This window comes from Limnohabitans sp. JirII-31 (genome assembly GCF_002778315.1).
Lineage (GTDB): Bacteria > Pseudomonadota > Gammaproteobacteria > Burkholderiales > Burkholderiaceae_C > Limnohabitans.
In genome coordinates, this window is the sequence record NZ_NESA01000009.1 from 36,802 (window position 1) to 60,300 (window position 23,499).

The 23,499-nt window shown below is 60.7% G+C and carries 25 protein-coding genes; 19 read left to right on the forward strand and 6 right to left on the reverse strand.

Annotated elements, in window-relative coordinates; translation table 11 throughout:
• Positions 1 to 36 precede the first annotated feature (36 nt).
• The 4 genes from def to B9Z41_RS11900 are packed head-to-tail and all read left to right on the forward strand — an operon-like array spanning position 37 to position 2,588.
• Positions 37 to 543, forward strand: a complete 507-nt coding sequence (gene def / locus B9Z41_RS11885) for a peptide deformylase (RefSeq protein WP_100147288.1) — start codon at positions 37 to 39, stop codon at positions 541 to 543.
• 10 nt (positions 544 to 553) lie between these two features.
• The gene (gene fmt / locus B9Z41_RS11890) at positions 554 to 1,519 is read left to right on the forward strand and encodes a methionyl-tRNA formyltransferase (RefSeq protein ID WP_100147289.1); all 966 of its coding nucleotides are present in this window, start codon (positions 554 to 556) and stop codon (positions 1,517 to 1,519) included.
• Positions 1,519 to 2,256 carry an AzlC family ABC transporter permease gene (locus tag B9Z41_RS11895; RefSeq protein ID WP_100147290.1) on the forward strand — a complete coding sequence of 246 codons (738 nt, stop codon included), beginning with the start codon at positions 1,519 to 1,521 and terminating at the stop codon, positions 2,254 to 2,256. Before fmt ends, B9Z41_RS11895 begins: the two co-directional genes overlap by 1 nt.
• Complete coding sequence (locus tag B9Z41_RS11900; protein WP_100147291.1) at positions 2,253 to 2,588, forward strand: AzlD domain-containing protein; 336 nt, start codon at positions 2,253 to 2,255, stop codon at positions 2,586 to 2,588. The genes B9Z41_RS11895 and B9Z41_RS11900 overlap by 4 nt, the downstream gene beginning before the upstream one ends.
• 45 nt (positions 2,589 to 2,633) lie before the next feature.
• Here B9Z41_RS11900 and denD read toward each other — a convergent pair whose 3' ends face one another.
• Together denD and B9Z41_RS11910 are read right to left on the reverse strand one after the other, a co-directional pair.
• Positions 2,634 to 3,659 (reverse strand): D-erythronate dehydrogenase, encoded by a 1,026-nt coding sequence (gene denD, locus B9Z41_RS11905; RefSeq protein WP_100147292.1) that lies wholly within the window; start codon positions 3,657 to 3,659, stop codon positions 2,634 to 2,636.
• 32 nt (positions 3,660 to 3,691) lie between these two features.
• On the reverse strand, positions 3,692 to 4,075 hold the full coding sequence (locus B9Z41_RS11910; protein ID WP_100147293.1) for a hypothetical protein: 384 nt from the start codon (positions 4,073 to 4,075) through the stop codon (positions 3,692 to 3,694).
• 80 nt (positions 4,076 to 4,155) lie between these two features.
• Between B9Z41_RS11910 and B9Z41_RS11915 the strand changes: the two genes are divergently transcribed.
• Entirely contained in the window at positions 4,156 to 4,905 is a 750-nt protein-coding gene (locus tag B9Z41_RS11915; RefSeq protein WP_100147294.1) for an SDR family oxidoreductase, read from the forward strand.
• Positions 4,906 to 4,965: 60 nt separating this feature from the next.
• Complete coding sequence (locus B9Z41_RS11920; RefSeq protein WP_100147295.1) at positions 4,966 to 6,159, forward strand: phosphoglycerate kinase; 1,194 nt, start codon at positions 4,966 to 4,968, stop codon at positions 6,157 to 6,159.
• A 7-nt stretch (positions 6,160 to 6,166) separates the two neighbouring features.
• Here the strand turns inward: B9Z41_RS11920 and B9Z41_RS11925 are convergent, their stop codons facing one another.
• Both B9Z41_RS11925 and B9Z41_RS11930 read right to left on the reverse strand, forming a co-directional pair.
• Positions 6,167 to 6,538 carry a surface-adhesin E family protein gene (locus B9Z41_RS11925; protein WP_100147296.1) on the reverse strand — a complete coding sequence of 124 codons (372 nt, stop codon included), beginning with the start codon at positions 6,536 to 6,538 and terminating at the stop codon, positions 6,167 to 6,169.
• A 54-nt stretch (positions 6,539 to 6,592) separates the two neighbouring features.
• Positions 6,593 to 7,681: a fatty acid desaturase gene (locus B9Z41_RS11930; RefSeq protein WP_233202656.1), complete on the reverse strand. Its 1,089-nt coding sequence runs from the start codon at positions 7,679 to 7,681 to the stop codon at positions 6,593 to 6,595.
• 291 nt (positions 7,682 to 7,972) lie between these two features.
• Between B9Z41_RS11930 and pyk the strand changes: the two genes are divergently transcribed.
• From pyk to B9Z41_RS11945, 3 genes are all read left to right on the forward strand, one after another.
• The gene (gene pyk, locus B9Z41_RS11935) at positions 7,973 to 9,406 is read left to right on the forward strand and encodes a pyruvate kinase (RefSeq protein WP_100147298.1); all 1,434 of its coding nucleotides are present in this window, start codon (positions 7,973 to 7,975) and stop codon (positions 9,404 to 9,406) included.
• A gap of 81 nt (positions 9,407 to 9,487) precedes the next feature.
• Positions 9,488 to 10,552: a class II fructose-bisphosphate aldolase gene (gene fba, locus B9Z41_RS11940; RefSeq protein ID WP_100147299.1), complete on the forward strand. Its 1,065-nt coding sequence runs from the start codon at positions 9,488 to 9,490 to the stop codon at positions 10,550 to 10,552.
• Positions 10,549 to 11,445, forward strand: coding sequence for a phosphoribosylaminoimidazolesuccinocarboxamide synthase (locus tag B9Z41_RS11945; protein WP_100147300.1), 897 nt, complete (start codon positions 10,549 to 10,551; stop codon positions 11,443 to 11,445). The genes fba and B9Z41_RS11945 overlap by 4 nt, the downstream gene beginning before the upstream one ends.
• A 32-nt stretch (positions 11,446 to 11,477) precedes the next feature.
• Here the strand turns inward: B9Z41_RS11945 and trxA are convergent, their stop codons facing one another.
• Positions 11,478 to 12,434, reverse strand: a complete 957-nt coding sequence (trxA, locus tag B9Z41_RS11950; protein WP_100147301.1) for a thioredoxin — start codon at positions 12,432 to 12,434, stop codon at positions 11,478 to 11,480.
• Between the two features lie 47 nt (positions 12,435 to 12,481).
• On the opposite strand from trxA, the gene purE reads away from it, so the two are divergent.
• From purE to B9Z41_RS11970, 4 genes are read left to right on the forward strand one after another with little or no spacing between them, the layout of a single operon-like run.
• Entirely contained in the window at positions 12,482 to 12,976 is a 495-nt protein-coding gene (purE, locus tag B9Z41_RS11955) for a 5-(carboxyamino)imidazole ribonucleotide mutase (RefSeq protein ID WP_100147302.1), read from the forward strand.
• Positions 12,973 to 14,163: a 5-(carboxyamino)imidazole ribonucleotide synthase gene (locus B9Z41_RS11960; RefSeq protein WP_100147303.1), complete on the forward strand. Its 1,191-nt coding sequence runs from the start codon at positions 12,973 to 12,975 to the stop codon at positions 14,161 to 14,163. Before purE ends, B9Z41_RS11960 begins: the two co-directional genes overlap by 4 nt.
• A gap of 25 nt (positions 14,164 to 14,188) precedes the next feature.
• Positions 14,189 to 15,214, forward strand: a complete 1,026-nt coding sequence (locus B9Z41_RS11965) for an L-threonylcarbamoyladenylate synthase (RefSeq protein WP_100147391.1) — start codon at positions 14,189 to 14,191, stop codon at positions 15,212 to 15,214.
• A gap of 29 nt (positions 15,215 to 15,243) precedes the next feature.
• On the forward strand, positions 15,244 to 16,512 hold the full coding sequence (locus tag B9Z41_RS11970) for a hypothetical protein (RefSeq protein ID WP_100147304.1): 1,269 nt from the start codon (positions 15,244 to 15,246) through the stop codon (positions 16,510 to 16,512).
• Positions 16,513 to 16,516: 4 nt separating this feature from the next.
• On the opposite strand, the gene dacB is transcribed toward B9Z41_RS11970, so the two are convergent.
• Positions 16,517 to 18,001, reverse strand: a complete 1,485-nt coding sequence (dacB, locus tag B9Z41_RS11975; RefSeq protein ID WP_233202657.1) for a D-alanyl-D-alanine carboxypeptidase/D-alanyl-D-alanine-endopeptidase — start codon at positions 17,999 to 18,001, stop codon at positions 16,517 to 16,519.
• 32 nt (positions 18,002 to 18,033) lie between these two features.
• Here dacB and tsaB point away from each other — a divergent pair, with 32 nt between their 5' ends.
• From tsaB to B9Z41_RS12005, 6 genes are all read left to right on the forward strand, one after another.
• Positions 18,034 to 18,843 (forward strand): tRNA (adenosine(37)-N6)-threonylcarbamoyltransferase complex dimerization subunit type 1 TsaB, encoded by an 810-nt coding sequence (gene tsaB, locus B9Z41_RS11980; RefSeq protein ID WP_100147305.1) that lies wholly within the window; start codon positions 18,034 to 18,036, stop codon positions 18,841 to 18,843.
• Between the two features lie 35 nt (positions 18,844 to 18,878).
• The gene (gene rimI, locus B9Z41_RS11985) at positions 18,879 to 19,343 is read left to right on the forward strand and encodes a ribosomal protein S18-alanine N-acetyltransferase (RefSeq protein WP_100147306.1); all 465 of its coding nucleotides are present in this window, start codon (positions 18,879 to 18,881) and stop codon (positions 19,341 to 19,343) included.
• 11 nt (positions 19,344 to 19,354) lie between these two features.
• On the forward strand, positions 19,355 to 20,260 hold the full coding sequence (locus B9Z41_RS11990; RefSeq protein WP_100147393.1) for a uracil-DNA glycosylase family protein: 906 nt from the start codon (positions 19,355 to 19,357) through the stop codon (positions 20,258 to 20,260).
• Between the two features lie 49 nt (positions 20,261 to 20,309).
• Positions 20,310 to 21,152, forward strand: a complete 843-nt coding sequence (pyrF, locus tag B9Z41_RS11995; protein ID WP_199172985.1) for an orotidine-5'-phosphate decarboxylase — start codon at positions 20,310 to 20,312, stop codon at positions 21,150 to 21,152.
• A gap of 127 nt (positions 21,153 to 21,279) precedes the next feature.
• On the forward strand, positions 21,280 to 22,500 hold the full coding sequence (locus tag B9Z41_RS12000; protein ID WP_100147308.1) for an NAD(P)/FAD-dependent oxidoreductase: 1,221 nt from the start codon (positions 21,280 to 21,282) through the stop codon (positions 22,498 to 22,500).
• Between the two features lie 21 nt (positions 22,501 to 22,521).
• Complete coding sequence (locus tag B9Z41_RS12005) at positions 22,522 to 23,496, forward strand: tripartite tricarboxylate transporter substrate binding protein (protein WP_100147309.1); 975 nt, start codon at positions 22,522 to 22,524, stop codon at positions 23,494 to 23,496.
• The last annotated feature ends 3 nt before the right edge of the window (positions 23,497 to 23,499 follow it).

Consider the following 23,499-nt stretch of genomic DNA (forward strand, 5'->3'; position numbering starts at 1 on the left):
CGGGTAAAAAATTTCAAAACCGGGGACAATAACGACATGGCAAAACTCGACATTCTTCGATTCCCCGACCCCAAACTCCACACCGTGGCCAAGCCGGTGCAGGCTGTGGACGCACGCATCCGCACGCTGATTGCCGACATGTTGGAAACCATGTACGACGCCAATGGCATTGGCCTGGCCGCTACCCAAGTCAATGTGCATGAGCGCTTGGTGGTGATGGATGTGTCTGAAGACCGCAACCAGCCCATGGTGCTGATCAACCCACGCATCACCTGGGCCAGCGACGAACGCGTCAAAGGTGAAGAGGGCTGCTTGTCGGTGCCTGGTATTTACGACGGCGTGGAGCGCGCCACCGCGGTGAAGGTGGTGGCCCAAGACGGTGAAGGCCAAGAGCGTGAGATTGCCGCTGAAGGCTTGTTGGCAGTGTGCATTCAGCACGAGATGGACCACCTGATGGGCAAGGTGTTTGTCGAATACCTCTCGCCTTTGAAGCGCAACCGCATCAAAACCAAGTTGCTCAAAGCCCTGCGTGACGACGAATAAAGGCTTGTCGATGCGCGTTATTTTTGCGGGCACGCCCGAATTTGCGGCAGTGGCTTTGGCCCGCATCCATGCGGCGGGACATATCGTGCCCTTGGTGCTGACCCAACCCGACCGGCCCGCGGGACGTGGCATGAAGTTGCAAGCCTCGGCGGTCAAGCAACTGGCCTTGCAACACTGCATGCCTGTGGCGCAGCCGCGCAGTTTGCGTTTGGATGGCAAATACCCCGAAGACGCTGCAGCCGCCCAAGAGGCGATACACGCTGCCCAGGCCGATGTGATGGTGGTCGCTGCGTATGGCTTGATCTTGCCGCAGTGGGTGTTGGATGCGCCACGCCTGGGCTGCCTCAACATCCATGCCTCACTGCTGCCGCGTTGGCGCGGCGCAGCGCCCATTCACCGCGCCATCGAAGCGGGTGACGCGCAGACGGGGGTGACCATCATGCAAATGGACGCGGGTTTGGACACGGGCGCGATGTTGCTGACGCATACCCTGCCGATAGCACCGGACGACACCACCGCCAGCTTGCACGACCGTTTGGCCGAGTTGGGGGGCGATTTGATTGTGCAGGCCTTGGTGCAAGCCCAAGCTGGGCAACTCCAGCCTGTAGCGCAACCCGAGGTCGGCGTGACCTACGCACACAAGATCGACAAGGCCGAAGCTGCGGTGGATTGGACGCAGGCCGCCGAGGTGCTGGCGCGGCGCGTGCGTGCCTTCAACCCTTTTCCGGGGGCCACCGGCCATGTGGCGGGTGAAGCCATCAAGCTGTGGCAAGCCCATGTGCACACGCGTGTACACGACGTCAAACCCGGCACCGTGCTGAGCGCCGATGACCAAGGGGTGTGCGTGGCCTGTGGCCAAGATGTGTTGTGCGTCACCCAGTTGCAACGCGCGGGTGCCAAGCGCTTGAACGCCGGTGATTTTTTGCGTGGCTTCGCTCTGACGCCTGGTCAGTGCTTTGACGTAGGAGTGGGCTGATGTTTTGGCAAAGTCGTGTACGCAGGCACCCCGAGTTCAACGTGGGCATGCGTGACTTCGGGCCACAGGCTTTGGGTATCGTGGCCTGGGGCTTGATGATTGGCGTGGCCATGGTCAACTCGGGCATGGGCACCTTGGCTGCCGTGGCGATGGCCTTGTTGGTGTTTGCCGGCAGTTCGCAATTGGCGGCCATCCCGCTCATCGTGGCAGGCGCGCCGGCTTGGGTGATTTTGGCTACCGCGTTTTGCGTCAACCTGCGCTTTGTGGTGTTCAGTTTGCACATGCGCCCTTTTCTGATTCATCTGCCACGTTGGACGCGTCTGGCCGCGGGCTACTTCATCACCGACAACGGTTATGTGCTGTTCACCAAGCGTTTCCATGTACCTGGACGCACTGAGGACGAGCGCTTGGCGCAAGTGGCCTACTTGGCGGGCGCCAATTCCTTGAACTGGGCCAGTTGGATGCTGGCGAGTTTGGCGGGCATTGCTTTGGCGCACAGCATTCCTCCTGCCTGGGGGCTTGGGTTCGCGGGCATCTTGTGCTTGCTGGGCATGCAATGCTCGCTGGCCAGTTCACGCCTGCGCATCGTGGCCTCGCTGGTGGCTGGGGTCACCGCGGTGTTGGTCTATCACCTGCCCTTGCGTTTGAACATCGTGACGGCCATTGCCGTGGCCGTGTTGGTGTGCATGACTGCCGAACGCTTCAAACCAATGCCAACGCCTGGAGGCCACGCATGAGCGCCACAGAGATTTGGACTTTGGCCGTGATTGCGGGCTTGGCCGTGGTCACCGTGGTGGCGCGCAGTTTCTTCTTTATTTCCGACAAAGCCTGGCACTTGCCCCACTGGGCGCAGCGCGGGTTGCAATACGCACCGATTGCGGCGTTGTCTGCCGTGGTCGTGCCGGAGGTGGTGATGAGCCAAGGTGCGCTGATTGCCACTTGGCAAGACGCCCGCTTGTTTGCCGCAGCGGCGGGCGTGGCGGTGTACTTTGCCAAACGCGATGTGTTGCTGACCATCGTGTTGGGCATGGCGGTCTACCTGCCCTTGCATTTGGGCTTGGGCTGGTAAGACCTCCAAGACGCACCGCGCCACACCGCGCAGTGCTGCGCTGGCTCAGCGGGCTGTCAAACCTCTGAGCGCCTCTGCGGCGTTGGGGCCGGCTTGTGCATCGGCAATGTATTGCCGAATGATGTCTTCAAAGTTTTTCTCGGCCACCAGCCCCAGCGCGTTGGCGCGTTTGGCCGTGGTGGCCTTGGCCCAGCGCGAGACGATGCCGATGATGGCCTCGTCCGGTTGAAAGCGCACCCGTGCGCGCACTTCGGGTCCAGCCACGGCTTCGAGGGCGTCGAGCATTTGTTGCACGCTCACATTCAACCCCGGCAGGTTCATGGCCGTGCGACCGCCATAGGCCTCACGGCTGCATTCAAACACGGCAATCAAACCTTCGACGGTGGCACGGGGCGACGACACCGAATGCGTCAACGTGGGGGGCACCGGGCAAATCGCCTCCATGCCTGCCAGCGGTTCGCGGATGATGCCGCTGAAAAATGACGAGGCTGCGCCGTTGGGTTTGCCCGGGCGTGTGGTGACGGTCATCAAGCGTGCGCTGCGGCCATCGATGAAGCCTTTGCGGGTGTAGTCGGCCACCAAGTGTTCGCAGATGTGTTTGTGGATGCCGTACGAGGTTTGTGGCGTGCACAAGGTGTCGTCGTGCACCACATCGGGCAAGGGCACGGCGTCGTCCGGACCAAACACCGCGATGGAGCTGGAGAACACCAGCCGCGTGGGCGCTGCCCCGGCTTGTTGCACACGCGCGCGCAAGGCGTCGAGCAAGGCGCGCGTGCTGTCGAGGTTGGAGCGCAGGCCCAGGTCAAAGTCAGTTTCGCATTCGCCCGACACCGCGGAGGCGAGATGAAACACCCCATCCATCGCTTCGTGCTGCAAGGCTTGGCAGTGGTCCAACAAGGGGCCAGTTTTGACGTGTACGCGAGGGTCGGCCACCAAGTCGGCCGGGGGGGCGACTTGGTCGGCCAACACCAGTTCAGTGATGGGCTGATTGGCCAGTTGACCGCGAGCCAGTAACGTACGGGCGAGTCGGGCGCCCAAGAAGCCGGCACCGCCGGTGATGAGTAAACGCATGGGGTATCTCCTGCAAATGTGAGGGACGATGATCAGCCGCGTACAAACAGCGTGACCAGTTCATCGGGTCCTACCTGGCGGCTCCAGTGGCCGTGGACGGTGGGGTCAAAGGTGGCGCCTGCGGGCAGTACGTCGGCTGAATAAAAGTGTTGGCCGGGGCCAAAGATGCGCGAGCTGCCGTCTTGCAAGCCAATCTCCATCTGGCCCTCCAGCACAAACAACCACTGCGGGTTTTCGGTGCAGTGGAATTCGCTACGAAAGCCCACCGGGCTGCGACGCAGCTGAAAGCCGCTGCTGGCCATCAGGGGCGACAAACGGGCTTGCGGCTTGCCTTCGCTCAGGCTTAATGTTTCGGTGCGAAAGCGGGCGCGGCCATCGCTGTCGGTAAAGAGAATGGTTTTTTCAAAAGTGCTCATGCCGCCACTTTAGCGTGAGTGACAGCCGCGCCTGTGCGCTCGCGAGACAATGGCGTTTTTCACACAAGGAAGAACACACCATGCGCAAAGTTGCCGTTGTCACAGGAGCGAGTTCAGGCATTGGAAAGGCATGCGCCTTGGCCCTGCTGAGCGAAGGATGGGATGTGGTGCTGGTGGGTCGGCGTATTGACGCGCTGCAAGCCACTGTTCAAGAAGCGGGTGCCAATGCCGAGCGCGCGCACGCCGTGCCGGCCGATGTGGGCCAAGAAGATTCAGTGGCCGCATTGTTTGACACGGTGCGCGAGCGCTTTGGCCGCATTGATTTGCTGTTCAACAACGCGGGCATCTTTTTGCCCAGCGCGTTGCCGGGGGACATTTCGGCGGCGGATTGGCGCCGTGCGGTGGACATCAACTTCAACGGCGCGTTCTTTTGTTTGTCACATGCGTTCAAGCTCATGCAAACCCAAACGCCCCAAGGCGGTCGCATCATCAACAACGGTTCGATTTCGTCCCATGCGCCGCGTCCGGGCTCTATCCCCTACACCGCCACCAAGCACGCCATCACCGGCTTGACCAAAGCAGCTGCACTGGATGGCCGTGCCTTTGACATTGCCGTGGGCCAAATTGACATTGGCAACGTGGCCACCGACATGACCGAGCGCATGGCCAGTGGCGTGTTGCAGGCGGATGGCAGTGTGCGTCCCGAAGCGCGCATGGACATCTCGGCCGTGGTCGACACCTTCATGGCCATGGCGCGTTTGCCACTCACCGCCAATGTGTTGTTCATGACAGTGATGGCCACCAAGATGCCGTTTGTGGGCCGCGGTTGAAACCTGGCTGCAAGCCTGCACTTTTAAAATTCGTCTTTATTTCCAATCTTTTGCATCTTCATGAACGTCCTTCGCTTCTCTGATTTGTGCGCCAGCGGCAAAGCCCGTGGCCAACGTGTCTTCATCCGCGCCGACCTGAACGTGCCGCAAGACGACCACGGTGCCATCACCGAAGACACCCGCATCCGCGCGTCGGTGCCCTGCATTCAGATGGCCTTGGACGCTGGCGCTGCCGTGATGGTGACCAGCCATTTGGGCCGCCCCACCGAGGGCGAGTTCAAACCTGCCGACTCGTTGAGCCCCGTGGCCAAGCGTTTGGGCGAGTTGTTGGGGCGCGAAGTGCCCCTGGTGTCCAACTGGGTCGATGGTGTGCAAGTGGCACCGGGTCAATTGGTGATGCTGGAGAACTGCCGCGTCAACAAAGGCGAGAAAAAGAACGCGCCTGAGCTGGCCCACAAACTCGCCGCCTTGTGCGACATCTTTGTACACGACGCGTTTGGCACGGCCCACCGCGCCGAAGGCACCACCTATGGCATTGCCCAGTTCGCCCCCATCGCGTGTGCGGGCCCCTTGTTGGCGGCAGAGATTGACGCCATCAGCCAAGCCTTGGCCAACCCCAAGCGTCCTTTGGCCGCCATCGTGGCGGGCAGCAAGGTCTCCACCAAGCTCACCATTTTGAAGAGCTTGGCCAGTAACGTGGACCAACTCATCGTGGGCGGCGGCATCGCCAACACCTTCATGTTGGCAGCGGGTTTGAAGATCGGCAAAAGCTTGGCCGAGCCCGATTTGTTGGCCGAGGCCAAAGCCGTGATCGAGATCATGAAAGCCCGTGGTGCCGAAGTGCCGATCCCCACCGATGTGGTGTGCGCCAAAACCTTCGCTGCCGATGCGGTGGCCACGGTGAAGAAAGCCACCGAGGTGGCCGATGACGATTTGATTTTGGACATTGGCCCCGAGACCGCTGCCAAGTTGGCCGCGCAACTCAAAGCTGCTGGCACCATCGTGTGGAACGGCCCGGTGGGCGTGTTTGAGTTTGCTGCGTTTGAGAACGGCACCAAGGTGATTGCCCACGCCATTGCCGAGTCCAGCGCCTTCAGCATTGCCGGCGGTGGCGATACCCTGGCCGCCATTGCCAAATACGGCATTGAAAAACAAGTGGGCTACATCTCCACCGGGGGCGGCGCGTTCTTGGAAGTGCTCGAAGGCAAGACCTTGCCTGCGTTTGAAATTTTGACCCGGCGCGCGGCGGCTTGAGCGACGCTTACCAAGCGCAAGCAAATCCAAACAGCTGGCGACTCATCCGGTCTTGACTGACGGGTTTCCAGTCGCCGCTTGCGGGCAATGATTTAAGGGCTGGGCCATTGCCCATTTTGTTGGGATGGCTGGTGGCGCTCAAGGTTTTGTATTTGGCTTCGGCGCAGTCGTAGTCGATGTATGACTTGACCGATTGCTGCCCAGTCGTGTCTGGGCTTTTCAAGTCGTAGACCACCCAGATGCGGCGGTTTTGGTTGATGCGGGCGATGGACGAGGAGTCCACATACACCGTGGCCACTTCGTTGTGCGTGACGGTGACCCACATGGCCTGGGCGGTGTGCATGAACAGACTTAACAGCATGAACAACCAAGTTTTCATGGTGGAGCTTCCAAGAAAAAGCCCCGACCAGCGGGGCTTTGAACAGGTGGCGGTTTAGGCCGCAACTGGCGTGGATTTCACGCTGGTGGGTCGACCTTCATAGTCGGTCCAGCTGTCGATCTTGAAGTCATACAGCTTGCAGTCGCGGGCGGTTTGGAAGTACCAGCCCCACGAGAACGGCTGAATCACAATGCGCTCTGGCAGCAGTTCTTCGAGCTTGCTCTGCGCCTGCTTGAGCTTGTAGAGCGGGATGCTCATATCCAGGTGGTGAGCGGTGTGCTCCATGATGTGGTGCATCAAAGCGCCAATTTGCAACGGGAAGGTCAGGTGCACGGTAGTTGACACAAAGGGCTGTGCTTTGGACCAGGCGCCACGTTCATCGTGCCAAGACACTTTGACGTGGGTGTGGTGCACGTACACCACAAAGCCAATCATCGACACCCAGAAGAAGAACGGCACCACCACGCCCACCAGCAGCATCAAGGCGACCGATTGCTCGGTGGCGATGGCCGCCCAGGTCATCGCTGCCACCCATGCCACACCAAAGCCGGTGATCAGCAGGCAGTCTTTGATGAAGATGGGGCGACGTGTGGGCATGTTCTTTTCGTTGGGGAACACCATCTTGTTCCACCAAATCTCGATCATGTAATACAGGCCAGGCGCCCAGCCGCTGCGGTAGACGCGGTCACGCAGCTTTTCAAAGGGGCTGAGTGCGGCAAATTCTTCGGGTGTGTAGGGCGCCCACACAAAGTCAAAACCTTTGAGGTTGGTGTAGCCATGGTGCACCACGTTGTGCCCGATGTCCCACAAGCTGTAAGCGGTCAGAGACGGCAAAAAGGCAATGCGCCCCAACCATTTGTTGAGGTTGCGGTGTGGGGTCAGGCTTTGGTGACAAGCATCGTGGCCCAAGATGAACAAGCGGCCAATCACAAAGCCAGCGGCCAAACCGCACAACAGCTTGGCCCACCAAGCTTCAAACATCACAGTACCTGTGAGCAAAGCGGCCCACAGCACGTAGTCAACAAACAGCAGCACAAAGGCCAGCACCGTGGTGCGTTCGGCCAGCGGCACCAGCCACTCGCGCATGACTTTGCGGTGCGGCATCGGCTCGTGAGGAAGAATCGGTTTTTGAGTCAGGTTCATAGTCAACAGTCAAATAGGTCAGCCCACAGTGGGTGGCCCATGCGAGATCTTAGGGCGGCAGTGCTAACGCGCACTGATTTGTATCAAACGGTTGCCAATTATCTCTGTTTACGACGCCTGCCGGGCTTTTCCCCGATAACCCTTAGTAGGCAGGGGGGTCAAAAAGCCCACACTGGGCCCTGGTTTGAATACTTTCGCGGACTTTGAACCGTCGCCATTGGCCCACAAGCCACAAAGTGAGCGCATTCAAACATGTGAGAATGAACAAAACAATTCCAGAGGAGTCTTTGTATGCTGCGTCGCGCCACCAAAATTGTTGCCACCTTAGGTCCCGCTTCCAGCGATCCAGCGTTGTTGGAGCAAATGATTCGCGCTGGCGTGAACGTCGTGCGTCTGAACTTCAGCCATGGCAAAGCCCAAGACCACATTGACCGTGCGCGCTTGGTCCGTGAAGCTGCGGTGCGTGCTGGCCGTGAAGTCGCCATCATGGCGGACTTGCAGGGCCCCAAAATCCGGGTGGGCAAATTTGCCGAAGGCAAAGTCATGCTGGAAAACGGTGCCAAGTTTGTGCTCGACGCCTCGCGCACCGAACCCGGTGATCTGCAAGGCGTGGGCTTGGACTACAAAGAATTGCCGCGCGATGTCAAACCCGGCGATCTGTTGTTACTCAATGACGGTTTGATCGTGCTGACTGTTGATGCCGTCAAGGGTGAGCAAGTACTCACAACCGTCAAGTTGGGCGGTGAGTTGTCCAACAACAAAGGCATCAACAAACAAGGCGGTGGCTTGACTGCGCCTGCTTTGACCGCCAAGGACATGGACGACATCAAGACCGCCATGAGCTTTCAGGCCGACTACATCGCGGTGAGTTTCCCCAAAAATGCCACCGACATGGAAATGGCACGCCAATTGGCCAATGTGGCGGGCGCTGAATACAAACACAAGCCTGGCTTGATTGCGAAGATCGAGCGTGCCGAAGCCATTCCGCATTTGGAAGAAATTTTGCGTGCCAGCGACGGCATCATGGTGGCGCGTGGTGACTTGGCGGTGGAGGTGGGCAATGCCATCGTCCCCGCTCTGCAAAAACGCATGATCAAGCTGGCGCGCCAGCATGACAAAGTCGTGATCACCGCCACCCAAATGATGGAGAGCATGATCACCAACCCCGTGCCCACGCGCGCCGAGGTGAGCGATGTGGCCAACGCCGTGCTCGATGGCACCGATGCTGTGATGCTCAGCGCCGAGACCGCTGCTGGCAAGTTCCCGCTCGAAACCGTGCAAGAAATGGCCAAAATTTGCAGCGCCGCCGAAGGTGCTGAGCAGGTGGAGCTGGATGCAGACTTCACCGACCAAACCTTCAGCCGCATTGACTACAGCATTGCCATGGGGGCCTTATTCACCGCCCATCACCTGGGCGCCAAGGCCATCGTGGCCTTGACCGAGTCGGGGTCGACCGCGCTGTGGATGAGCCGTCACCGCATCCACATCCCTATCTATGCCCTCACCACCAAGGTGGCAGCGCAGCGCAAGATGGCGTTGTTTCGCAATGTGCGCGCACTCTTGCTCGACACCAGCGCCGACCGTGACACCGCGTTGTTGCAAGCCGAGGCCCACCTCAAATCGCGTGGCGATGTGGCCACTGGGGATGTGTACGCCATCACCTGTGGCGAACCCATGGGCACACCCGGCGGCACCAACATGCTCAAAATTTGTAAAGTCAGCTGAACCCGCTGTCAGGCACGCACCCAGTTGCGGCCATTAAAATTGAGCGAACTGATACAGATTTAACTTTAAGGACTTTCCCACATGGCACTCGTTTCGATGCGCGAACTTTTGGACCACGCTGCTGAGCAGGGTTACGGCATTCCAGCTTTCAACGTCAACAACTTGGAACAAGTCCAAGCTGTGATGGAAGCCGCTCACGAAACAGGCTCGCCAGTGATTTTGCAAGCCAGCGCTGGCGCACGCAAATACGCGGGTGAGTCGTTCATCAAGCATTTGATCCAAGCGGCCACCGAAGCCTACCCCCACATTCCCTTGGTCATGCACCAAGACCACGGCACCTCGCCCAAGATTTGCCAAGGCGCGCTGGATCTTGGCTTTGGCTCGGTCATGATGGACGGCTCTTTGCGGGAAGATGGCAAAACCCCGGCTGACTTTGATTACAACGTCTCGGTCACCCAGCAAGTGGTGGCCATGGCCCACAAAATTGGCGCCACTGTGGAAGGCGAACTCGGCTGCTTGGGCTCGCTCGAAACCGGCGAAGCCGGTGAAGAAGACGGCGTGGGCGCGGTGGGCAAACTCGACCACAGCCAAATGCTGACCGACCCTGAAGAGGCCGCGCAATTCGTCCAAGCCACGCAGCTCGACGCCTTGGCCATTGCCATTGGCACCAGCCACGGCGCTTACAAATTCAGCCGCCCGCCCACGGGTGATGTGTTGGCCATCAGCCGCGTCAAAGCCATTCACGCGCGCATTCCCAACACCCACCTGGTGATGCATGGCTCGTCCAGCGTGCCACAAGACCTGCTGGCGTTGATCAACCAGTACGGCGGCAAGATGAAAGAAACCTATGGCGTGCCCGTGGCAGAAATTCAAGAAGCCATCAAGCACGGCGTGCGCAAAATCAACATCGACACCGACATCCGTTTGGCCATGACTGGCGCGGTGCGCAAATTCCAAGCCGAAAACCCCGACAAGTTCGACATGCGCGAATGGATGAAGCCCGCCCGCGAAGCTGCCAAAGCCATTTGCAAGCAGCGCTACATCGAGTTCGGTTGCGAAGGTCAGGGCAGCAAAATCAAAGGTGCCACGCTGGCCATCATGGCGGCCAAGTACGCCAAAGGCGAGCTGGCGCAATTGGTCAAATGAGTATCGCGCTCCACACTTCAGCCTTGACTTCACTGCCCTTGCTGGCGCGCGGCAAGGTACGCGACAACTACGCGGTGGGCGACGACCGCATCTTGATGGTGGCGTCAGATCGCATCAGCGCGTTTGACGTGATCATGGGCGAGGCCATTCCCGGCAAGGGCGAGTTGCTCACCAAGATGGCGTTGTTCTGGTTTGGCAAGCTCGGTCACATTTGTCCCAACCACTTGACGGGCGAAGCCCCTGAAAGCGTCGTCAGTCCTGATGAGGTGGCACAGGTGCAAGGCCGCTCCATGTTGGTCAAGCGTTTGAAGCCTATTCCCGTGGAAGCCGTGGTGCGGGGCTACTTGGCAGGCAGTGGCTGGCAAGAGTACCAACAGAGCCAGTCCGTGTGCGGCGTGCCCTTGCCCAAGGGCTTGAAGAACGCCAGCAAGCTGCCCGAGCCCATCTTCACCCCTGCTGCCAAAGCGGCGGTGGGCGACCACGATGAAAACATCACGTACGAACAAGTGGTCGACATCATTGGCAGCACCTTGGCCGAAAAAATTCGCACCATCAGCATTGCCTTGTACGAGACCGCGCGTGATGTGGCTGCCGCCAAAGGCATCATCATTGCCGACACCAAGTTTGAATTTGGCTTGGACTCCCATGGCAATCTGGTGCTGATGGACGAGGTGCTCACGCCCGACTCGTCACGCTACTGGCCGGCGGACAGCTACCAAGAAGGCGTCAACCCGCCCAGCTACGACAAGCAGTTTTTGCGCGACTGGCTGGAGACCGCCCAAGTCCAGGGCAAGCCCTGGAGCAAGTCACCCCCGGCACCGCACTTGCCGCAAGAGGTGATTGCCCAAACCGCAGCCAAATACCAAGAGGCGTGGGAGCGCCTCAAAGACTGACACGTGACGTTGCCCCTTGTGGGGCAGCGTCATCAGTTGAGCGCCATGCTGAGCTTGCGGCGGTAGCGCGACACCAGCTCGGCCTGGGGATCTTCTTGCACCGCGCCTTTGCCTGTGAGTTCAATGCCGCCTGCGGTTTTGCCAAAAGACGCATCGTCTGTTTTGGGTTTGGGCGGCGTCATCAGCTCCAAGATGGCCACATAGGTTTTGCGCGCCACATCCTCGTTCCAGGTTTTGTCGCGCATGATGATGTCGAGCAACTCTTCCATCGCCGCTTCCATCTGACCCGCAGCCACCAGCACGCGGGCTTTGGCCAAACGGGTGTCGAAGTCGCGTTTGTTGAGCGCAATCTGGGCATCGAACTGTTCTAAGGTCCAGCCACCACGCGCATCCGTGCTGACAAACTGCAAAGCTTTCAACCAGTAGTTCAAGGCGTCAAAGCGCAGTTGCAGCGGGATCTGCACCAGCATGGGTGCCAGCGCAGCTTGCGCCTCTTCCAGGTCGCCCACGGCGATCAGCAGCTTGACAAAGTTGTAGCGCGCTTCGTCGTCGGCGGGGTTGAGCGTCAAGGCTTCTTGCAGTTTGGCCAACGCGGCGTCGGGGTCACCAGCCTGCATCAGTTCTTCGGCGGCTTGTGTGTCGGCTTCTGCCGCCAATTCACCCTCGGAGGGCAGGTGCTTGTCCAAAAACTCGCGCACTTTGCCTTCGGGCAACGCGCCCATGAAGCCGTCCACAGGGCGGCCTCCCATCAACAAAATACAGGTTGGCAAACTCTTCACGCCAAACGCGCCGGCCAGTTGCTGCTCGTTGTCGGCATTGATCTTCACCAGCTTGAAACGCCCGGCATAAGCGGTTTCCAGCTTTTCCAGCACCGGGCCGAGGGACTTGCAGGGGCCGCACCAGTCGGCCCAAAAATCCACCAGCACAGGGGTGGTTTGCGAAGCTGCAATGACTTCGGCTTCGAAATTCTCAATCGTCACATCGATCATGGGGGTCCCGTCTTAAAATTCGACTTTCGCTCACACCAAGCCACATCATGACCCAGTGCCAAGTTGGCGTCGTCATGGGATCCAATTCCGATTGGGACACCATGCAACACGCAGCCCAGATTCTCCAAGAATTTGGTATCTCCTTTGAAACCCGCGTGGTTTCTGCGCATCGCATGCCAGACGACATGTTTGCATATGCTGAAAGTGCCCAAGGTCGAGGCCTGCGCGCCATCATCGCGGGTGCCGGCGGTGCCGCTCATTTGCCCGGCATGCTGGCGGCCAAAACCATCGTGCCTGTGCTAGGTGTGCCGGTGGCGAGCAAGCATTTGCAAGGCGTCGATTCGTTGCACAGCATCGTGCAAATGCCCAAGGGCATTCCGGTGGCCACCTTTGCTATTGGCAACGCAGGGGCTGCCAACGCGGCCTTGTTCGCCGTGGCCTTGCTGGCGTCAGGCGATGCGGCATTGACAGCCAAGTTGCAGGCGTTTCGTGTCGCGCAAACCGAAGTCGCCCGCCACATGACCTTGCCCTCGCACGTATGAGCGTGCCTCTCAAGCCTTTGTTGCCCGGTGCCACGCTGGGGGTGCTGGGGGGCGGTCAGCTCGGGCGCATGTGGGCCCATGTGGCGCAGCGCATGGGCTACAACACCGCCGTGCTCGACCCCGATGCCCAAAGCCCAGCGGGTTTGGTGAGCCACCACCACATCCGTGCCGATTACCTCGACCCCCAAGGTATGGCGCAACTGGCGAGCCTGTGTCAGGCCGTCACCACAGAATTTGAAAACGTTCCTGCCGATACCTTGGCGCAATTGGCCCAAACGCTGCCTGTGTCGCCTGCCGCATCTGCTGTGGCCATTGCGCAAGACCGTGCGCGTGAGAAAGCCCACTTTGTGCAATGCGGCGTGCCGGTGGCCCCGCATGCTGTGATCGACACGCCCGAACAACTGGCGGCGGTGCCAGACAGTTTGTTGCCCGGCATTTTGAAAACCTCTCGCATGGGCTACGACGGCAAAGGCCAACTGCGCGTGCGCACACGTGACGAATTGAATGCTGGCTGGGCCAGCTTAGGACGTGTGCCCTGTGTGCTGGAAAAAATGTTGCCGCTCGCTGCCGAGTGCTCGGTCATCGTGGCGCGGGGCCGTGACGGCACGTGCGTGCACTTGCCCGTGCAGCGCAACCTGCACCGCGAGGGCATTTTGGCCGTCACCGAGGTGTGGGCCGGTAACGTCTCTGCCGAGCTGGCGCAACAAGCGGTGGCCGCCGCCCAAGCCGTGGCCCAAGGCTTGAACTATGTGGGCGTGTTGTGCGTTGAGTTCTTTGTGCTCGCCGATGGCGCGTTGGTGGTCAACGAAATCGCGCCGCGCCCCCACAACAGCGGGCACTACAGCCAAGACGCGTGCGATGTGTCGCAGTTCGAATTGCAAGTGCGTTGTATGGCCGACTTGCCGCTGACCCAGCCGCGCCAACACAGCCCGGCCATCATGCTCAATTTGTTGGGGGATCTGTGGTTCCCTCAACAATTGGGTTCTGACCCCCATTGTTCTGATCCGACCGAGCCGCCTTGGGCCCAGGTGCTGGCCTTGCCAGGCACGCACTTGCATTTGTATGGCAAGCACGAGGCCCGCGTGGGCCGCAAGATGGGCCACCTCAACATCACGGCTGCCACGCCACAGGCTGCGCGTGCGGTGGCTTTACAAGCGGCTGCTATTGTTGGCATCGCGCCCTTTTGACAGCCATCACCTGGCCTTTCTTTCCATGATTCTTGACGGTCAGTCTCCCCAAGCCATCGTTGCCGCAGCCCAAGCCTTGCAGCGCGGCGATTTGCTGGGCTTGCCGACAGAAACTGTCTACGGCTTGGCCGCCGATGCCGGCAACGATGCGGCGGTGGCCAAAATCTTCGCGGCCAAGGGGCGGCCCAGCGAGCATCCCTTGATCGTGCACGTCGCCAGCGCCGATGGCGTGGCACGTTTTGCCAGCCATGTGCCCGGCTTTGCGACCCGGTTGATCGACGCCTTTTGGCCCGGCCCCTTGACCTTGATCTTGCCGCGCAGACCCGATGTGGCTGCGGTGGCTGCCGGTGGTCAAGACTCGGTGGGCCTGCGCTGCCCCTCGCACCCCGTGGCCCAAGCTGTGCTGCGCCAAGCCGAACGCTTGGGCGTGTACGGCGTCGCGGCACCCAGTGCCAATGTGTTTGGTCGCGTCAGCCCCACCACGGCGGCGCACGTGGCCAGTGAATTCGGTGCTGATTTGTTGGTTCTGGATGGCGGCGCGTGTGAGGTGGGCATTGAGTCCACCATCGTCGACTGCACCCGTGGCGCACCTGTGCTGTTGCGCCCGGGCCTTTTGACGCCCGAGCAACTCAGCTTGGCTTGTGGCGAGACGGTGCATGTGTCTGCAGCGCTGAATGGCCAAGCAGACCCGCAAGCCCCACGCGCTTCGGGCACCTTGGCCTCGCATTACGCACCGCGTGCGCGGGTGCGCCTTGTTGACGCCCACAACGTGTCCGCTGAACTCCTAGCATGGCAACAACACAGCCCCGCCACTGACACCTTGGCGCTGTGGACGGTCGAGCCTGTCACGTTGAGTGCCGCCTTCGCGTCTCGCGTGCATCGGCAGCCCATGCCGCAAGATGCCGCCACCTGTGCCCATGCCTTGTTTGCGCAACTGCGTGCGTTCGACGACCTGGGCGTGTCAGACATTTGGGTTCAAACCCCGCCTGCCGATCCGCTGTGGGACGGCGTGCTTGACCGCCTGACCCGAGCTGCCACGCCGGTTCGTTAAACTAATCTGCTAATCAACGAGAGCCTTTGATGATTCACTTTTCTGTCCAACGTTTGATCGGCCTGTGCGCCTTGGCGCTAGCCAGCTTGCTGGCGGGCTGTGGTGGCTCCAGCAGCACCGTCAACCCCTTGGTGGCAAAGCGTGTGATTGCGTTCGGTGATGCGTTCAGTGATGTCGGAGATGGCTCCTCTCCGTACACGACCCGCAACGGGCGCTACACCATCAACGGCGCGACGTCAGGGGGCATTGCCACCATCACCACCCCGACGACGGTGGCCGAGACCTTGGCCAACATCTACGGTCTTTGGAGCACGACGCCCGTCGCAAGAAAAATGGTGAGCGGCGCTTATCCTGCGATCACCATGCCAACCACGGGTGTGGTGAGTTACGCGGTGGGCAATTCGATGATCAATCCTGCCACGGCTTACGACGGCTTGGGGGGCTCCGATGCCACCTTGGGCACACAAATCACGCAGTTCTTGGCCGATGGTGGCCCGCAAGAAAACGACCTCATCGTCATCACAGCGGGCACGCGCGATTTGCTGTCTCTGGCAGTGCGCTATTTGGGCCGTAGTGGCAACACCACCACCAAGGCGTCAGATGGAACTGCATGGACGCCTCCCTCAGGCCTTGTTGCCAACCTGGGTGGCGATTTGGCAAAGACGGACGTCTATAACCGCTTGGACAGCACCACCACAGAGCTGGTGACCCAAATTGCCAAACTCATTGACGCAGGTGCCAAGCATGTGGTGGTGTTGGAACCCATGAACTTGTCGCGTACACCCTGGGGCTTGTCTTTGGATGCGACTTCGGTGACGTTTCTGCGTTCATTGAGCTATGACACCGACACCAGCTGCACCAGCGGCAATAACCAAAACTCCTTGCATTGCAAGCTGACCATTGCATTGAGCAGCAAATACCCGCCCACGGTGTATGGCCAGAAATTGCTGGCGGTGGATATCGCGCAATACTTCAACCTGTTGTCTGGCACCACTTCGACGGGCAGTGCCAACACGTACACCTCGTATTTCACCCAGCCTCCTACGAGTCCGGCTTGTGCGGTGAGCGCCATCTCAAGTACAAGCACAAGCACCCTGAGTAGCAGCTACGTTGCGTCCAGCATCGACGCCGCCTGGACCGCCGGGTGTGATGCTGATACGACAGTGTGGACCGCCATTTCCTCTTACCCGTTCACGGGCTTCATGTTTGCCGACAATTTGAACCTCACCCCGCAAGGCAACGCGCTGCTCGCCAACTACATCTACAGCAGCAGCATGTACCGCGCTGCCTGGCGTTAAGCCTTCACGGCTGCTGCGCCGCCCAATCTATCAAGGCATCCAAAGCGGGGCGCGCAGCATTGGCATTGGGGTGGTTGAGGATGGCTACCAGCACCCAGCGTTTGCCGCTGGCGGTGTCCACATAACCTGCCACGCCCGCCACATCACGTAAGCTGCCGGTTTTCAAATGGGCCACCGCCTGTGACTTGCTGCGCTTCAAGGTGCCATCCAAGCCCGTGATGGGCAAGGAGCTCATCAACTCAGACATGCTGGGTGAGTTCCACGCCACTTGCAACAAATGTCCCAAGCTCTGCGCGCTGGTGCGCTCGTCTCGGCTCAGGCCCGAGCCGTTGTCGAGCACCGGGGCCTCACCGCCCACGCGATCCCGCCACCAGCGTTGCACCACCTCGCGCGACGCCTCCAAGCTGCCCACGCCGCGTTGCTGCTGGCTCAAGGTGAGAAACACCTGCTGAGCCATCACGTTGTTGCTGTACTTGTTGATGTCGCGGATGGTCTCTGACAAGGCCGCCGACTCCGCACTGAACGCGGGCTGCAAGTTGGTGGGCACCGTGCCATCACGCACTTGCCCCACCAGTTGTCCGCCGAGCTGTTGCCACATGCCCAGCACCGCACGTGCGGCAAATTGCGTGGGCGCGCTGTAGGCCACAGGCCACATTTTTTCGCCGCAGCTCGCCGGATAGCTGCCCGCAAACTTGACCCGCGCAGGGTCTGTCCAATCGGCGCGCAAGCCCGTGCGGTAGTCGTTGCAGGCCTCGGTGGACAGTGGCACGCTGGTGGGCATCTGAACCCCCGCCAAGGGCGGCTCCACCTGAATGCGTGCCACGTTGGCGCTGCGGTCGGGCACGAACTGAATCAACAAGGATTTGAAGTTGAGCAGCAGCGCATCGGGTGCGGCGTTGTAGGGTCGCAGCGGCTCGCCATCAAAACCGCCAGCGTCGCGCGGTGCCATGTCAAACGCGCTGTGGTCGAGCACGATGTCGCCCTGAATTTTTTGAATCCCCAAGCCCTGCACGCGGCGCAACAGCAGCCATAAGCGTTCCACCACCAAACGGGGGTCGCCGCTGCCGCGCAGGTACACATTGCCTTGCAGCGTGCCGTCGCGCACCACGCCCTCCACATACACCGGCGTGCGCCAGACAAACGCGGGGCCCAACAGGTCCAGCGCGGCGGTGGTGGTGACCAACTTCATCAGCGACGCGGGGTTGACGGGTGTTTGCGCCGACACACTCAAACGTGCTGGCCCGTTCAGCGCGGTGTCCAGCACCACCACATGCAAGGCCTCCCGTGGCACCTTGGCGCGTTGCAAGGCCGCCTCTACCTCTGGCGGTAGTTGGCCCACGTCACCACTGGCGTTGGCAGTGGGGGATGGCGTGTGACGGGTTTTGTGCGTTTTTTGCGTGGCGTGGGCTTGTGCCCAGGCGGCGCTCCAGACGCTGCTCAGGCAGGCCGTCAACAGCATCACAAACAAGGGGCGAAGTGGGCGGGTCATGGGCAAATTATGTCTGCCAGGATAATCACGCCATGTCCCGTACCCACACTCGCACACACCACTGGCTTGCTTTGGAGACCAGCACCGACACGCTGTCTCTGGCGGTCATGCGTGGCGACCAGGCATGGGTGCACACCAGTGCTGGGGGTGCCCAAGCCTCGGCCCAGACCTTGCCGCAAATTCAAATCCTGATGGCACACGCAGGCTTGCGCTATGCAGAGCTGGATGCGGTGGTGTTTGGCCGGGGGCCTGGGGCCTTCACCGGGCTGCGCACGGCGTGCTCGGTGGCGCAGGGCTTGGCCTTTGGGGCCGATGTGCCGGTGCTGCCCGTGGACACCTTGTTGGCCGTGGCAGAAGAGGCAAGGCACATTGCGCTTCATGCGGCACTTGAGCTGTGTACCGCCGATGCCGTGTCAACCCCCACCCCGACCCGTGTGTTGGCTGTGCTCGATGCGCGCATGGACCAGGTGTATGTGGCGGCTTACGAACACACCCAAGGGGTGTGGCACTGCGTGCAAGAAGCCGCCGTGCAAAACCCCGAAACGCTGAGCTGGCCGACTCACTGGCACGCGGGCGAACCCTTTATTGCTGCGGGCAACGCCTGGGGCATCTATGCCGGTCGTTGGCCCGCCGCGTTCACGGCGGCGCAGGTGCAGGCCTTGCCCACAGCGTCTGCCTTGTTGCGCTTGGCACCTCTTGCCTGGGCGCAAGGCTTGGCCGTGCCTGCTGAACAGGCCTTGCCGCTGTATATCCGAGACAAAGTGGCGCAAACCACCCAAGAGCGTTTGCAGGCCAAGCAGCAGGCGCTGGCCACCGATGTGCCTGGCAGGCCTGTGGCTTGATCGACAATGCATCTCTCACCAAACATTGATTGACCATGAGTGCTGTGCTGCAACCCCAAGCCCGTCTGGAGCCGCTGACCGAAGCGATGCTCGACGCCGTGTTGCGTGTGGAGCAACGTGCGTATAGCCACCCTTGGACCCACGGCAATTTTGTGGACTCGATCCGTGCGGGCTACCAACTGCAAGCCCTCATGGGCGACGACACCTTGCTCGGCTACTTTGTGGCCATGGAAGGCGTGGATGAAGTGCATTTGCTCAACATCACGGTGGCCCCCGAGTTTCAAGGCCAAGGGTGGGCGCGTGTGATGCTCGACGCCCTGTCGTTGTGGTCGCGTGGGCGAGGCGCACATTGGCTGTGGCTCGAAGTGCGTGCCAGCAATGCCCGCGCCATGCACGTGTACGAGGCCTACGGCTACCGCCGTGTGGGTGAGCGCAAAAACTATTACCCCGCTGACCAGGGCCGCCGCGAAGACGCGGTGGTCATGTCGTTGAAGTTGTGAGCCTGGCACGCATGGCCCTGAACCTCGACACCCGTCAACGCGCCATGCTGGCCGAGATGCATGTGCGTGTGTGGTCGCCTTTGACCGCACCCGAGCCAGCAGCGACCTCATCCGCAGTTGAGGTGGCGGATGCGGCCGTGCTGACCCATGACGCACCAGTGGTCAGCTCCCCAGCGCCCGTGTCTGTAGCCGCTGCGCGTGCACCCGTCCCTGCGGCTGTCACGGCCCATGCGGCTGCGTTGGCCGCTGCGCCTGTTTCGACGCCGCGCATGGGTCAACGCCCCGAAGGCCTGGATCACATGGACTGGGCCACCTTGCACAGCACGGTGTCCAGTTGCCAAGCCTGCACCTTGTGCAGCACCCGCCACCACACCGTGTTTGGTGTGGGTGCTCCCGCGCCAGAAGGCCAGGTGCCGCAGGTCGATTGGCTGATCGTGGGCGAAGCCCCGGGTGAAAACGAAGACCTGCAAGGCCAGCCTTTCGTTGGGCAAGCGGGTCAGTTGCTTGACAACATGTTGCGTGCCTGTGGTTTGTCGCGCACGGCGCAGGCTGGCCCTGAGGGCGGCGGCATTTACATCACCAACGTGCTCAAGTGTCGCCCGCCTGGTAACCGCAACCCCAAGCCTGAAGAAGTGGCGCAGTGCGAGCCCTACTTGCAGCGCCAGGTGGCCTTGTTGAAACCCAAAATCATTGTGGCCATGGGCCGCTTTGCGGTGCAGTCGCTGTTGCAGCACAGCGTGCCTGGGGTTGACAACACGCCCTTGGGCAAGTTGCGCGGCCAAGTGCACAGCTACCAAGGCGTGCCGGTGGTGGTGACCTACCACCCCGCGTATTTGTTGCGCAACCTGCCGGAGAAAGCCAAGGTTTGGGCAGATCTGTGCTTGGCCATGGCGCAGCTGCGCGGGCGTTCGCAATGACGCATCGACTGCCGCGCAGTGCACTTGGCAGTCCTCCTAAAATCAGCCCATGAAATTTCTTGACATGCTGAGCGCAGCCGAGCGCCAAAACGCCTCCATGCTGTGTGTGGGCCTGGACCCAGAGCCCACCAAATTCCCAGACAGCATCAAGGGCGACTCCAACAAAATTTACGATTTTTGCGCCGCCATCGTGGACGCTACGGCCGACTTGGCCATCGCCTTCAAACCGCAAATTGCCTACTTCGCGGCGCACCGTGCAGAAGGGCAGTTGGAGCGTTTGATGGAACACATGCGCCGTGTCGCACCTCAAGTGCCCATCATCTTGGACGCCAAGCGTGGTGACATTGGCTCCACCGCCGAGCAATACGCCATCGAAGCCTTTGAGCGCTATGGTGCCGACGCGGTCACCTTGTCGCCCTTCATGGGCTTTGACTCGGTGCAACCGTATTTGAAACACCACGAAAAGGGTGCCTTCTTGCTGTGCCGTACCTCCAACCCAGGTGGCGACGATTTGCAAGGTCAGCGTTTGGCTTCGATCGAAGGCCAACCCCTTTTGTACGAACACGTGGCCCGTTTGGCCCAAGGCCCTTGGAACCTGAACGGTCAACTGGGTTTGGTGGTGGGCGCGACCTACCCGAAAGAAATTGAACGTGTGCGAGCTTTGGCACCAACCCTGCCCTTGCTCATCCCCGGTGTGGGCGCGCAAGGCGGTGATGCTGCGGCGACGGTCAAAGCCGGTATGTCGGGCGCACAAGGCCATGTGGCGGGCACCACCATCGTCAACTCGTCGCGTGCCATTTTGTATGCCTCGTCGGGGGCTGACTTTGCCCAGGCTGCACGCCGTGTGGCCCTGCAAACGCGCGATGTGCTGCAAGCCGCAGCCTTGAGCTGACCACCATCTTTGGCCGCGTTGACGGCCACGCCCTCAATCACCTGGGGGACTGAGCCGCCTTACCACCAGGCGGCTTTTCTTTTAGCATGCGCCGCGTTGACCTGATGATTTTTTGAAAAGGGTAGGCATGCTGGAACAGCCAAATGCGCAAGTGATGATTGCGGGAGCGGGCCCTGTGGGTTTGCTGACAGCCTTGGTGCTGGCGCAACGGGGTGTCTCGTGCGTGGTGTTGGAGGCCGAACCCGGCCTGACCAAAGACCTGCGCGCGGGCACCTTCCATCCACCCACGCTGGAGATGCTCCACCAAGCCGGTGTGGCCGACGACATGTTGGCACTGGGCATTCAGGTGCCGCGTTGGCAGTCGTGTGACCTGGCCCATGGCTTAGTGGCCGAGTGGGACTTGGGCCTGCTCAAGAACGACACCCCCTACCCCTTTCGCTTGCACTTAGAGCAGCACCGCTTGACCCCCATCTTGATGGACAAGCTCAAAGCTTTTGCGCATGTGCAGGTGCTGTTCAACCACCGCTTCGAATCCCTCACGCAAAACGCCGATGACGTGACGGTGCGCGTGGCCACCCCCGACGGTTTGGCCACGTGGCGCACCCCATGGTTGGTGGCTGCCGATGGCGGTCGCAGCCAAGTGCGCAAATCGGCAGAGATTGAGTTTGCCGGCTACACCTGGCCCGAGCGCTACAGCGTGATCAGCACCACCTTTGACTTTGGCACCTTGGGTTACACCGAGAACGCCTACATCAGCGACCCCGAGCAATGGGTGGCCGTGTTCAAGATGCCCGATGTGGGCCCGCCCGGTTTGTGGCGCATGACCTTGCCCGTGGCCCAAGACGTGCCCGATGACGTGGCCATGGCTGGCCCCTACGCGCAGCATGCCATCCGGCGGCTCACCGGGGCAGGCCCTGAGGTGATGTATCCCTTGGTCCACCAAAGCATCTACAGCGTGCACCAGCGCGTGGCGGTGAGTTTGCGCAAGCACCGCGTGCTGCTGGCTGGGGACGCAGCCCACGTCAACAACCCCTTGGGGGGCTTTGGCTTGAACAGCGGCATCCACGACGCCATGAGCTTGGGGGGCATGTTGGCTCAGGTGGTGCAAGGCGAGGCCGATGACAGCCTGCTCGACCGCTACCACCGCCAACGCCACACCGTGAACATGGAGTATGTGCAACAACTGTCGGTGAAAAACAAAAAGAACCTGGAAGAAAAAGACCCTGAGCAACGGGCGCTGCGCATCCGCGAGTTGGAGGAGACCTGTGCCGATCCGGTCAAGGCCCGTGCGTTTTTGTTGAACTCATCCATGGTCAACAGCATCGCCCGCGCCAACGCCATTCTTTAACCTCTGACGCAAGGACGACAGATGCGACGCTTCGAATTCTTCACGACAGTTTTGGCCTTCACGCTGTACGCGATGGGCGCGGGTGTGCAGGCACAACCTGCTTGGCCCCAAAAACCGATTCGCATCGTGGTGCCGTTTGCGCCGGGGGGCAACACCGACTCGATCGCCCGCGTCATCGCCGAGCGCTTCACCCAGAGCCTGGGCCAGCCTGTGGTGGTGGACAACAAAGTGGGTGCCGGTGGCGCCATTGCGGCCGAGTTTGTGGCCAAGGCGCCTGCTGACGGCTACACCTTGATGATGGCCGCCATGCCGGTGATGGCGGTGTTGCCTGTCATCAGCAAAACCAACTTCGACCCCTTGAAAGACTTTGTGCCCATCAGCAACGTGGGCAGCAACCCCTTTGTGATGGGCGTGCACAAATCGGTGCCGGCCAACACCGTGTCTGAGTTTGTCGCCTTCATGCGCAAGAACCCTGGCAAGTACAACTACGCCTCGGGTGGCTCGGGCAGCGTGTCGCATTTGTCGGCGGCCTTGTTTGTCAAGCGCGCCGAGTTGAACATGACCCACATCAGCTACAAAGGTGGCGCACCCGCGGTGACCGACTTGTTGGGTGGCAATGTGCAGATGTACTTTGGCAACTTCTCCGAGCTCTACCCGCACGTGAGTGGCGGCAACATCCGCATCATCGGTGTCTCCAGCGACAAGCGCGCCGCTCAGTTGCCTCAGGTGGCCACCATTGCCGAATCGGGCTTTCCGGGTTTCAAGACCGTCACCTGGAATGGCTTGATGGCCCCAGCGGGCACACCCGCCGCCGTGGTGGCACGCTTGGCCGACGCCGTCAAAGAAGCCTTGGCCTCAGAGGGCACCCACACCAAGTTTCAGCAAATGGGGGTCGATGCCATTGGCAGCACCCCCAAAGAATTCGCCGACACCTTGCGTGCCGACATCGCCATTTGGTCTGAAGCCGCTAAAGCCGCCAATTTGAAAATGGAGTAAGCC

Coding starts and splice junctions, on each gene's coding strand:
- def (WP_100147288.1), top strand. CDS start 37: ATGGCAAAACTCGACATTCTTCGATTCCCCGACCCCAAACTCCACACC.
- fmt (WP_100147289.1), top strand. CDS start 554: ATGCGCGTTATTTTTGCGGGCACGCCCGAATTTGCGGCAGTGGCTTTG.
- B9Z41_RS11895 (WP_100147290.1), top strand. CDS start 1,519: ATGTTTTGGCAAAGTCGTGTACGCAGGCACCCCGAGTTCAACGTGGGC.
- B9Z41_RS11900 (WP_100147291.1), top strand. CDS start 2,253: ATGAGCGCCACAGAGATTTGGACTTTGGCCGTGATTGCGGGCTTGGCC.
- denD (WP_100147292.1), bottom strand. CDS start 3,659: ATGCGTTTACTCATCACCGGCGGTGCCGGCTTCTTGGGCGCCCGACTC.
- B9Z41_RS11910 (WP_100147293.1), bottom strand. CDS start 4,075: ATGAGCACTTTTGAAAAAACCATTCTCTTTACCGACAGCGATGGCCGC.
- B9Z41_RS11915 (WP_100147294.1), top strand. CDS start 4,156: ATGCGCAAAGTTGCCGTTGTCACAGGAGCGAGTTCAGGCATTGGAAAG.
- B9Z41_RS11920 (WP_100147295.1), top strand. CDS start 4,966: ATGAACGTCCTTCGCTTCTCTGATTTGTGCGCCAGCGGCAAAGCCCGT.
- B9Z41_RS11925 (WP_100147296.1), bottom strand. CDS start 6,538: ATGAAAACTTGGTTGTTCATGCTGTTAAGTCTGTTCATGCACACCGCC.
- B9Z41_RS11930 (WP_233202656.1), bottom strand. CDS start 7,681: ATGAACCTGACTCAAAAACCGATTCTTCCTCACGAGCCGATGCCGCAC.
- pyk (WP_100147298.1), top strand. CDS start 7,973: ATGCTGCGTCGCGCCACCAAAATTGTTGCCACCTTAGGTCCCGCTTCC.
- fba (WP_100147299.1), top strand. CDS start 9,488: ATGGCACTCGTTTCGATGCGCGAACTTTTGGACCACGCTGCTGAGCAG.
- B9Z41_RS11945 (WP_100147300.1), top strand. CDS start 10,549: ATGAGTATCGCGCTCCACACTTCAGCCTTGACTTCACTGCCCTTGCTG.
- trxA (WP_100147301.1), bottom strand. CDS start 12,434: ATGATCGATGTGACGATTGAGAATTTCGAAGCCGAAGTCATTGCAGCT.
- purE (WP_100147302.1), top strand. CDS start 12,482: ATGACCCAGTGCCAAGTTGGCGTCGTCATGGGATCCAATTCCGATTGG.
- B9Z41_RS11960 (WP_100147303.1), top strand. CDS start 12,973: ATGAGCGTGCCTCTCAAGCCTTTGTTGCCCGGTGCCACGCTGGGGGTG.
- B9Z41_RS11965 (WP_100147391.1), top strand. CDS start 14,189: ATGATTCTTGACGGTCAGTCTCCCCAAGCCATCGTTGCCGCAGCCCAA.
- B9Z41_RS11970 (WP_100147304.1), top strand. CDS start 15,244: ATGATTCACTTTTCTGTCCAACGTTTGATCGGCCTGTGCGCCTTGGCG.
- dacB (WP_233202657.1), bottom strand. CDS start 18,001: ATGACCCGCCCACTTCGCCCCTTGTTTGTGATGCTGTTGACGGCCTGC.
- tsaB (WP_100147305.1), top strand. CDS start 18,034: ATGTCCCGTACCCACACTCGCACACACCACTGGCTTGCTTTGGAGACC.
- rimI (WP_100147306.1), top strand. CDS start 18,879: ATGAGTGCTGTGCTGCAACCCCAAGCCCGTCTGGAGCCGCTGACCGAA.
- B9Z41_RS11990 (WP_100147393.1), top strand. CDS start 19,355: ATGGCCCTGAACCTCGACACCCGTCAACGCGCCATGCTGGCCGAGATG.
- pyrF (WP_199172985.1), top strand. CDS start 20,310: ATGAAATTTCTTGACATGCTGAGCGCAGCCGAGCGCCAAAACGCCTCC.
- B9Z41_RS12000 (WP_100147308.1), top strand. CDS start 21,280: ATGCTGGAACAGCCAAATGCGCAAGTGATGATTGCGGGAGCGGGCCCT.
- B9Z41_RS12005 (WP_100147309.1), top strand. CDS start 22,522: ATGCGACGCTTCGAATTCTTCACGACAGTTTTGGCCTTCACGCTGTAC.